Raw genomic sequence first — 9,756 nt, forward strand, 5'->3', positions numbered from 1 at the left:
ATAAATTTGTATAAAAAAACTATATAGTATATAATTCTAGCAATTTATAAAAAATAGGAGTATTAATGCGTGGTTCTGCTGTAGCAATAATATTTATAGTAGTAAACATAATAGCAGTAAGTATATTTTTAATAGTATCTACAACATCTATTAAGACTTCTATCTTAACAGAAGAGAAATTATCAAGAGAATCTTTAAACACTATTATAGATATATATTATAAAAAAAATATAGCATCTGAGAATTATTATAAAGCAGTATCTGTTATACCCAGAATAGATATATATACGCTTCATTCTTTAAGCAATTATATACAAAGAGTAAAAACCATAGAAGCTGATGCTACACTTATAGAAAAGCCATTAACATTTCAGGAATATCAGTATCTTCAGGCCAGAATAACAGAAAATATTGATAAAATTAACTATACAGCAAGAAATTATCCAGTTCTTAGAACAAATCAGAATTATATATCAGCATTAAGTGAGATGCGTCCTATAATAGAAGATGAAAAAAAATCTATTTCACTTTATAATGATTATGTTGCAGAATATAACAAATTAACTACAACCCCTCCTTCAAGTATAGTAGCTGGAATAATGGGAAAATTTCCTTTTTTAAGATTTGAAACAGGTACCAATATTATAGCACAAACCGCACATATGTTTCAATAATTATTAATAAAATATAAAAAATATATTTATTGATTATTATTGTATTTGCAAAAAATGTAAGTTTTACTATAATATAGATATAATGCAGAGCAAATATATGGAAACATACAAACTTTATGAATATAGACAATATAGAAGATTTGAAAAAACTAAAAAGAGTAACTCAGAAAGAAATAGCAAAAAGACTTGGTATAAGCAGAACTACGGTTGCTAGGGCTATAAATGGCAGTGAGTTCATTAAAGAAGAAACAAAGTCAAAAATACTTGAATTAGCTTCAAAGCTCAATTACGAAAAAAATTATATAGGAAGTTCTCTAGCCAATCAAAAAGAGAAGGTTGTTCATTGTTTAGTAGCATATTCTTTTAATGAGTTTTATACCAGTGAAATTATACGGGGATTAAATACAGTATCGAAAGAGTATTCAATATACAATTATAATCTAAAAATAACAGCTACAGAAATACATTCTCCTGATAAACAGATAGAACTCCTCAAAAAAATATTAAAAGAAGATGATGATATAGAGGGACTTATAATAACTCCTTTAAATAGAGATGTTATTTATGATATTTTAGAGCCTTATTTTAATAAGATAAAAATAATATCTATAGGTACAAGGCTCTCTGAAAGTATTGCCCATGTTGGTCCTAATCATATAAAACAGGGTGCTATGGCGGCAGGTATAGTTTCTAATCTGCTTAGAGATGATGAGGGACTTCTTATAATAGATAACGGCGATGATAAAATATCTTCTAGAATGTATTTAGAAGGTTTTTTAGAGAGAATAAAGCATACAAATATAAGTATATTAGGTCCTATACTATGCGGTAATATAGAAGATAGTATTCATACAATTAAAGAAATGTGCGGCAAATATGATATTAAAGGTATTTATATAAACAGATATGCTCAGGAAATATACGATATAATAGATAAAAATATATTAAGGGGTAAAAAAATAGTTACGCATGGTATGGCTAACAGTATAAAATCATTGATAAAATCTGGTATAATATCATTTACTGTTATGGAAGAGGTATTTATGGAAGGATATGAAGCTGGTAAAATGATGTTTGAAATGATATATAAAAATCATATAACTAATAATTGGAAAGTATCTGATTCTAAAGTGATATTTTTTGAGAATTTGAATATTTTATAAGTTATGTATTTATCTATTTATACATTATGCTTCTTGTAGGCAGAAAAATTTATTTGATAATTTCACTTGATAAAATTAACATATTATGCTAAAATAGCACAACTATATTATATGATGTTATATTTGTTTATTTTTTTAAAATTAGAAATTAAATAATATTAATAAATTTATTAGGAGATATAAAAATGGATCAAAAGATAAGACTAGTAGAAGCAAAATATAAAAAAGAAGCTATTTTGCCTTTTGAAATAGGTGATACAGTAAAAGTATGGGTAAAAATCATAGAAGGCGACAGAGAAAGATTACAGGCTTATGAAGGTACTGTTATTTCTATACGCGGCAAAGGTATTAATAAAAGTTTTATAGTAAGAAAAATCTCTTACGGAGTAGGTGTTGAGAGAATATTCCTTCTTAATTCTCCTAGAATAGATCATGTTGATATTATACGTAAAGCTAAAGTAAGAAGAGCTAAACTTTACTATTTAAGAAAGAAAGTTGGTAAAAAAGCACGCTTAGTAGAAAGATTGGGTGTTAAAATTCCTAAACATTCAGATTTGATTAAAAATACTGCAGAAGAAAATAAAGCTGAGGAAACTGATTCTTCAAAAGCAGAATAATATTTTTTAATTTTGTTATTTTTAAGGAGAATTTTTATGGGTTATAAAATAGTTGCCAAAGAGCAATGGTCAGAAAAAGTATTTATGATGAAAGTTGTAGCTCCTGATATAGCTAAGCATCGTAAAGCAGGTAACTTCATTATTTTTAGATTAGATGAAAAAGGCGAAAGAATACCTCTTACTATAGCCGATGCTGATACAGAAGCTGGAACTATTACTATAGTAACTCAAAGTATAGGATATTCTACTTCTAAACTTATGCAGCTTAAAGTGGGTGATGAAATATTAGACGTTATAGGACCTTTAGGTCAGCCTACTCATATTGAGAAAAAAGATGGTATAGTTTTGGGTGTAGGCGGCGGTGTTGGTATTGCTCCTTTACATCCTATCATGGAAGCTCATCATAAAGCTGGAAATAAAGTTATATCTATATTAGGTGCCAGAGATAAATCACTTATCATTATGGAAGATATGATGAGGAAAATATCCGATGAAGTACTTATTTGTACTGATAATGGAAGCTATGGAGAAAAAGGTGTTGTTACTAACATGATAGAAAGAATCTATGACAGAGGAGATAAAATATCTGAAGTTATAGCTATAGGACCTGCTATTATGATGAAATTTGTAACTATACTTACTAAAAAATATAATCTTCCTACAGTTGTTAGTTTGAACCCTATTATGATAGATGGTACTGGTATGTGCGGATGCTGCAGAGTTAAAGTTGGTGATCAGACTAAATTCGCATGCGTTGAAGGTCCTGAATTTGACGGACATTTAATTGATTTTGATCTTCTTATGAAAAGACAGGCTATGTACAAAAAAGAAGAGCATGAATGTAATTTGAAATTAGCTAATTAATTTTATTATTAGTTTATTATTTAATAATAAGTTATAACTTAATTTATATTAGGTTATAACTTTTTTATTGCATTTTTATAAGTTTTGATATATTATAATAAAGAATTATTAAAATATTGGATAAATAATTATGGATATAAAAATTAAAACAAGTATAAACAAGGTTGGGCTTGAACATTTTTCTTGGGACTTCACAGATTTAAATATAAGTGTAAGTATTTATAATGGATATGGTTTTAAAGTTAAATTGAAAAATATAGATGTACGTATGCTTAATATTAAAAGAAATAATGAATATTTCGGTCATGGAGTTTGTAAAGATACAATAATAGTTCCTGCCAAAAGTTATTATAATTTTACACTTAATACAACTTTATTTAATAATGAGATGTCAAAATTTTTTTGGGGCAGTGTATTTTCTTTTGATTCTAGATTTGAAGCTGATATAAGCTGTAATGTATATTTACTATCTATAATTCCTATAAAAGTAAAAATGAGAGATATGATGAAAATTATATAATAATATTAACTTTACAAATATTGTTTTATGTTTCGGTGTTAATAAAAAAATATTTTATTTAGGGTATAATTGTGAAATTACCAGTACATATATTAGAATGGAATATTAAGAAAAAGAATTTTGAGTGGGACAAAACACATTTAGAAGTACTTCTTTATGTGAAAAATAAATATATCGTTCCCATTTCAGCAGAAAATTTGAATATTCATCTTATAAGTAAAAAAAATAAAATATTAGTTAAGGCATCTATTAATAATATAAAAATATCAGCGTTAGGTACTGAGAATATCATTATAAATGTGTTAATAGAAAATAAAGAAACTGCTGAGTTTATATATGATTTTTTTAACTTAAAAAAGTCTTTTGTTACATTAAAAATGTTAAGCGGAAAGGTAAAAATATTTTCTATATTAAAGATAAATCTTGCTAATAAAACAAAAGATTTGGATGTTTTTAATCTTATAAAATCATTATCTAAATAAATACTATACTTCTATCAAAACTATTTTAATAATAATTCTAATAAGCTGCTGTATTTTTGCAGATGTATATAGATGTATTATTATATAATAAATAATATTAAAACAAAATATAAAAAAATCATAATATATTTTAATACCTGAACCGTATAAAATACGAAATTGCAGCATTTTAATATATAATTTACAGTGATATATACTTGGTTATTTAATTGTAAGGTCTATAGTTTTACATAGATACTTCTGATATTATCAAACATTTATATCATTCTTAAAAATATTACTATTTATATTTATATTTGTTTTATAAACATAATATATAAAAAGGTATGATCTATGGTAAAAAATACAGTATATTTTGCATTAATATTGAGTATAATGTTTTTTGCATCATCTTGCGAAACATTACAGAAGTCAGCAACAGAAATTACAAGAAGCTATATAGAGGAGCATAAACCAGATATAAAAATAAAAAAATCCTCTATTTCCGAAGTTAAATTAACGGATATGACTTTAACTACACTTGTAGAAATAAAAAATAATCTTCCTCTTGAGGTTCCAATAGATAAAGTTCAGATAGATTTAGTTAATACATCTGGTAAAACATTTGCAACAGCAAATTCAGTAGAAACCTTAATAATACCAGCGAATGAGGCTAGAGAAGTCAATATTGATTTTAATGCTAAATATTTAGATGTATTTACTACAGCATTTAGTGCCGTAAAAAGTAAAAGTTTTAAATGTACTGCTAAAACCACTTTAACATTTACAATATACGGAATGTCATTTAATTTCCCTTATGATAAAGAAATAACATTTGTAGAATAAATTTTGTAGAATATACTGGAATGATTTCATTTTGTCAACTAATGCACTTTATATAGAATTAATTAACTATTTTCCGCACAAAAAAGTTAATAAAGATGTAATTGATAGAACTTTATATTTTAAATATATGTATTAAATGTATGGTAATATCTGAAATTTAGGCTACACCTAAAGGTGGACTTCGTCAATGCAGTCTTTTTGCTTCTTTGGGTCACCAAAAGAAGTGGGGGGCGGGGGCTAGTCCCCGCAATTATAAAAAAATAGTTTTAAAACAAGTATAATAAATTTTGTAAATAAATAACAAAAAAGAGTGCTATTTTTTAGCACTCTTATTTATATTTGTTAATATAATTAATTTTTTTAGCTCATTTTTTTGTTATCAAGCCAATTTTCATTGATTTTTATTACTTCCATAACAGCATTTTCATTAGGGCTGCCCAACATATTTTTATTAGCAATCTGTGCTTCTGGAGTTATAAAAGAATATATATCATCTTCAAATAGACTGCATTCTTTTTTATACTCTTCTATATTTAGAGAAGAAAGATTTTTGTTATTATTAATGCAGTATACAACAAGCCTTCCAGATATACCATGAGCATCTCTGAAAGGAATACCTTTTCTTACAAGATAATCAGCGACCTCTGTAGCATTCAAAAATCCTTCATTAACAGAATTAAGCATATTTTCTTTATTAATCTTCATAGTTTTTAATACATTAGGAAGTATAGATAAACAGTTTTCAACATTTTTTAAAGAGTCAAATATTCCCTCTTTATCCTCCTGCATATCTTTATTGTATGCCAAAGGTAGAGATTTCATTACTGTTAGTATAGAAAATAAGTTTCCATATACTCTTCCAGTTTTTCCTCGAATAAGTTCAAGTATATCTGGGTTTTTCTTTTGAGGCATAAGGCTGGAACCTGTTGTAAACTCATCATCAAACTCTATAAACTTAAACTCAGAAGTGGAATATAAAATAAGCTCTTCAGAAAATCGGCTTAAATGCATCATAATTATTGATAAATCAGCTTCAGTTTCAATAACAAAATCTCTGTCAGATACAGCGTCCAAAGAGTTGAGCATTACATTTTTGAAGTTTAATGTTTCAGCAGTTTTTTTATTGTCTATATTGTAAGTAGAACATGCCAAAGCACCAGCTCCAAGAGGCATTATATCTATACGTTTATAAGTGTCATTTAATCTTTCAAAATCCCTTTTAAACATCTCTACATAAGCCCCTAAATAATGTGCAAATGTAATAACCTGTGCCCTTTGAAGATGAGTATAGCCGCTCATATATGTTTTTGTGTTTTCTTTTTGAATGCTTATTAAAACAGAAATTAAATTTAGTATAAGAGATTTTATATTTTCTGTTTCGTTTTTTAAATACATTCTAAGGTCAAGGGCTACCTGATCATTTCTGCTTCTTCCAGTATGTACTTTTTTACCAACTTCGCCTACTTTTTCTATAAGCCATTTCTCTATCTGAGTATGTATATCTTCAAGTTCAAAATCAAATTGAAGTTTATTATTTTCTATTTCTTCTAAAATTTGTTTTAAGCCGTTTATTATAGTTACGCTTTCATCAAGAGGTATAATAGAGCATTCGCCAAGCATTTTTGCATGTGCTATGCTTCCTAATATATCCTCTTTATACATCTTACAGTCAAAAGATAATGATGAATTAAAATCATTAGCTTCTTTATTAAGAGCTTTTGAAAAACGTCCCCCCCATAATTTTTCTTTCATAAACTAATTATTTAACCCCATTTATTTTATTTTGTTCTTTCATTAAGGCATTAACTTTCAAAGGAAGTCCGTATAATGTTATAAAGCCTTCAGCATCTTTGTGATTGTATAATTCGCCTGTAGTAAAGCTAGCCAAACTCTGATTATAAAGAGAATAAGGAGAAGAAGCTCCTGCAGGTATAATATTGCCTTTATATAGTTTTAATTTTACTTTTCCAGTTACAGTTTCCTGAGTTTTATCAACAAAAGCACTCAAAGCCTCACGAAGAGGAGTAAACCATCTTCCGCTATATACAAGGTCTGTTAATTTGTTTGCAACTATAGCTTTGAATGATAAAGTTTCTCTGTCTAAGCATAGATGTTCAAGCTCTCTATGTGCAGCATAAAGAATAGTTCCGCCCGGAGTTTCATAAACACCTCTTGATTTTATACCTACTACGCGGTTTTCTACCAAATCAACTATACCTACTGCATGTTTTCCGCCTATTTCATTTAAATATTTTACCAAATCAGCAGGGGCAAACTCTTTCCCGTCTGCTTTAACTGGTATTCCTTTTTCAAACTCTAATTCTACAAATTGTGCCTCATTAGGAGCATTCTCAATAGTATTTGATAATTTCAAAAGTTTTTCGTAATTAGGCATATTAGCAGGATCTTCAAGCTCTAATCCTTCATGTGATAAATGCCAAAGGTTTTTATCTCTGGAATAAGAATCATCTTTTTTCATAGGTACTGGTATATTTCTTTCTTCCAAATATTTTATTTCATCTTCGCGTGATGATATATCCCATATTCTCCAAGGGGCTATTATTTCAAGATTAGGTGCCAATGCTTTTACTGTTAATTCAAATCTTACTTGGTCATTTCCTTTTCCTGTAGCTCCATGTGCTATTGCAGAAGCTCCTTCTTTTAATGCTATTTCAACAAGTTTTTTTGCTATTAGAGGACGTGCTGCTGAAGTACCTAAAAGATATTTATCCTCATAAACTGCATCAGCTTTTAATATAGGATAAATATAATCTGTAACGAATTCATCTTCACATTTTACTAGATAATATTTTGAAGCTCCTGTTTTTATAGCTTTCTCTTCTAGTCCGTCTGTTTCTGTTCCCTGACCTACATCCACACATGCAGCAATGATATCATAGTCATAATTTTCTTTAAGCCATGGTATAATAACTGTAGTGTCTAATCCGCCTGAATAGGCTAGTACTAATTTCTTTTTCATAGTTAATTTCCTTTTTTATTAAATAAAATATTTATAAAATTTTTTAAATTATAATATTTTCTATTATTTTTTATTATTCTTTTATTATGCTGCTCATTATAGCCATTTGGGCATGCATTCTGTTTTCAGCTTCAGTATAAATATATTCAGAGTTTATCTTAAATATATCTTCATTTATCTCTTCGCCTTTATGAGCAGGAAGACAATGAAGTGCTATAGCATTTTTATCTGCAAGAGAAAATAATTCTTTAGTGAGTGTAAAACCCTTAAAATCATTAAATCTCTTTTCCTTTTCTTTTTCTTTTCCCATAGAAGCCCATACATCAGTGTATACTATATTAGAACCTTCTACTGCTTTTTTTACATCATTAATAATATCAACAGTGCATCCATTTTCTTTTGCATAATTTTTGGCTAGTTCTGTGATTTTTGAATCAGGTTCATAGCCTTTTGGAGTTGCTGCTTTTATATTAAGCCCAAGCATAGAACAGCCTATTAAAAGACTATTGCATACATTATTACCGTCTCCTATAAATGAAAGAGTTAAGCCTTTTAGCTTTCCAAAATGTTCTTTGATGGTAAATAAATCGCCCATAATTTGGCAAGGGTGCGAAAGATCTGTCAATGCATTTATAACTGGTACTTTTGAATATTTAGCGAAATCTTCTACATCGCTATGAGCAAATGTTCTTATCATAATTAAATCGCAGTATCTTGAAATAACATTTGAACTGTCTTCAATACTTTCTCTCTCTCCAAGTATAATTTCATCTTGTTTTAATACAAAAGCATCTCCGCCCAATTTTTTCATTCCTATTTCAAAGCTTAAACGTGTTCTTAAACTAGGTTTTGAAAAATACATTACCATAGTTTTATTTTTCATTATATTTATTTCTTCATTATTTTTTATTTTTGCTTTAAGTTCAAAAGTATAATCAATTAATGCTGATAACTCTTCAGGTGTGAAATCTTCTAAATTGATAAAATGTCTTCCAGATAAATTTACTTTTTTTGTACTATTCATAATTTTTACCCATAAATAAAATTTAAACATTATTTTTTTAAGTAATACTATATACCGTTTTTGTAATATTGCAATAATTTATGAGTAAAAAATAATATAGTTGTTTTGACAAAATATAATTGTTTAAGTATATACTGAAAATTTTTAAGTTTGTTAACAGCGAGTTGCTGCACCTTCCCGCACGGTATTATATACATTTATCAAATGTCAACGATACGTGCGGCTGATTATCTATTATTATAGTAAATAAGTAATCTATTATACATCTAAAACATATTTTATTGATTGATAAAAATATCTTATATTATAAATAATAACTACATTCATAGACAACTAAAATTTGAAAAAAATATAGTTATTTACCTATATACTGAAAATTTTTAATTTTAACGAATTTTCTAAGACTTTTGAAAGCGGTACGAGTTTTACAATCTTCGTTCATAATAAAAATCGACACAATAAAAAATCTAGTATGCGTAAAAAGCATACTAGATTTAAAACAACAACAATCTTTAAAAATCTCGATAATAATTGCAACTAAAAAGTTATGCTTGACTTTTTTAGATAAAGAACAGAGTTTATTTCATCAATTAGCATTCCTGCTAAA

General features: G+C 27.4%; 10 protein-coding genes. 7 read left to right on the plus strand and 3 right to left on the minus strand.

Annotated features, from left to right (window positions below; translation table 11 throughout):
- Nucleotides 1-65: 65 nt before the first annotated feature.
- From F811_RS0107455 to F811_RS0107485, 7 genes are all read left to right on the plus strand, one after another.
- Complete coding sequence (locus tag F811_RS0107455) at nucleotides 66-674, plus strand: LemA family protein (protein ID WP_020004628.1); 609 nt, start codon at nucleotides 66-68, stop codon at nucleotides 672-674.
- A 116-nt stretch (nucleotides 675-790) separates the two neighbouring features.
- Nucleotides 791-1,837 carry a LacI family DNA-binding transcriptional regulator gene (locus F811_RS0107460; protein ID WP_020004629.1) on the plus strand — a complete coding sequence of 349 codons (1,047 nt, stop codon included), beginning with the start codon at nucleotides 791-793 and terminating at the stop codon, nucleotides 1,835-1,837.
- 185 nt (nucleotides 1,838-2,022) lie between these two features.
- Nucleotides 2,023-2,454 (plus strand): 50S ribosomal protein L19, encoded by a 432-nt coding sequence (gene rplS, locus F811_RS0107465; RefSeq protein WP_020004630.1) that lies wholly within the window; start codon nucleotides 2,023-2,025, stop codon nucleotides 2,452-2,454.
- A gap of 36 nt (nucleotides 2,455-2,490) precedes the next feature.
- Nucleotides 2,491-3,318 carry a sulfide/dihydroorotate dehydrogenase-like FAD/NAD-binding protein gene (locus F811_RS0107470; RefSeq protein ID WP_020004631.1) on the plus strand — a complete coding sequence of 276 codons (828 nt, stop codon included), beginning with the start codon at nucleotides 2,491-2,493 and terminating at the stop codon, nucleotides 3,316-3,318.
- Between the two features lie 130 nt (nucleotides 3,319-3,448).
- The gene (locus F811_RS0107475; RefSeq protein ID WP_020004632.1) at nucleotides 3,449-3,838 is read left to right on the plus strand and encodes a hypothetical protein; all 390 of its coding nucleotides are present in this window, start codon (nucleotides 3,449-3,451) and stop codon (nucleotides 3,836-3,838) included.
- Nucleotides 3,839-3,909: 71 nt separating this feature from the next.
- Nucleotides 3,910-4,320, plus strand: coding sequence for a hypothetical protein (locus tag F811_RS0107480; protein ID WP_020004633.1), 411 nt, complete (start codon nucleotides 3,910-3,912; stop codon nucleotides 4,318-4,320).
- A 333-nt stretch (nucleotides 4,321-4,653) separates the two neighbouring features.
- Nucleotides 4,654-5,145: a hypothetical protein gene (locus F811_RS0107485; RefSeq protein WP_020004634.1), complete on the plus strand. Its 492-nt coding sequence runs from the start codon at nucleotides 4,654-4,656 to the stop codon at nucleotides 5,143-5,145.
- A 360-nt stretch (nucleotides 5,146-5,505) separates the two neighbouring features.
- Here F811_RS0107485 and argH read toward each other — a convergent pair whose 3' ends face one another.
- The 3 genes from argH to argF all read right to left on the minus strand — a co-directional run bounded on the left by argH (nucleotide 5,506) and on the right by argF (nucleotide 9,149).
- Nucleotides 5,506-6,897 (minus strand): argininosuccinate lyase, encoded by a 1,392-nt coding sequence (gene argH, locus F811_RS0107490; protein ID WP_020004635.1) that lies wholly within the window; start codon nucleotides 6,895-6,897, stop codon nucleotides 5,506-5,508.
- 7 nt (nucleotides 6,898-6,904) lie between these two features.
- Entirely contained in the window at nucleotides 6,905-8,125 is a 1,221-nt protein-coding gene (locus tag F811_RS0107495) for an argininosuccinate synthase (protein WP_020004636.1), read from the minus strand.
- A gap of 73 nt (nucleotides 8,126-8,198) precedes the next feature.
- Complete coding sequence (argF, locus tag F811_RS0107500) at nucleotides 8,199-9,149, minus strand: ornithine carbamoyltransferase (RefSeq protein WP_020004637.1); 951 nt, start codon at nucleotides 9,147-9,149, stop codon at nucleotides 8,199-8,201.
- Nucleotides 9,150-9,756 lie beyond the last annotated feature (607 nt).

The organism is Brachyspira innocens ATCC 29796, from assembly GCF_000384655.1.
Lineage (GTDB): Bacteria > Spirochaetota > Brachyspiria > Brachyspirales > Brachyspiraceae > Brachyspira > Brachyspira innocens.

Coding starts and splice junctions, on each gene's coding strand:
- F811_RS0107455 (WP_020004628.1), top strand. CDS start 66: ATGCGTGGTTCTGCTGTAGCAATAATATTTATAGTAGTAAACATAATA.
- F811_RS0107460 (WP_020004629.1), top strand. CDS start 791: ATGAATATAGACAATATAGAAGATTTGAAAAAACTAAAAAGAGTAACT.
- rplS (WP_020004630.1), top strand. CDS start 2,023: ATGGATCAAAAGATAAGACTAGTAGAAGCAAAATATAAAAAAGAAGCT.
- F811_RS0107470 (WP_020004631.1), top strand. CDS start 2,491: ATGGGTTATAAAATAGTTGCCAAAGAGCAATGGTCAGAAAAAGTATTT.
- F811_RS0107475 (WP_020004632.1), top strand. CDS start 3,449: ATGGATATAAAAATTAAAACAAGTATAAACAAGGTTGGGCTTGAACAT.
- F811_RS0107485 (WP_020004634.1), top strand. CDS start 4,654: ATGGTAAAAAATACAGTATATTTTGCATTAATATTGAGTATAATGTTT.
- argH (WP_020004635.1), bottom strand. CDS start 6,897: ATGAAAGAAAAATTATGGGGGGGACGTTTTTCAAAAGCTCTTAATAAA.
- F811_RS0107495 (WP_020004636.1), bottom strand. CDS start 8,125: ATGAAAAAGAAATTAGTACTAGCCTATTCAGGCGGATTAGACACTACA.
- argF (WP_020004637.1), bottom strand. CDS start 9,149: ATGAATAGTACAAAAAAAGTAAATTTATCTGGAAGACATTTTATCAAT.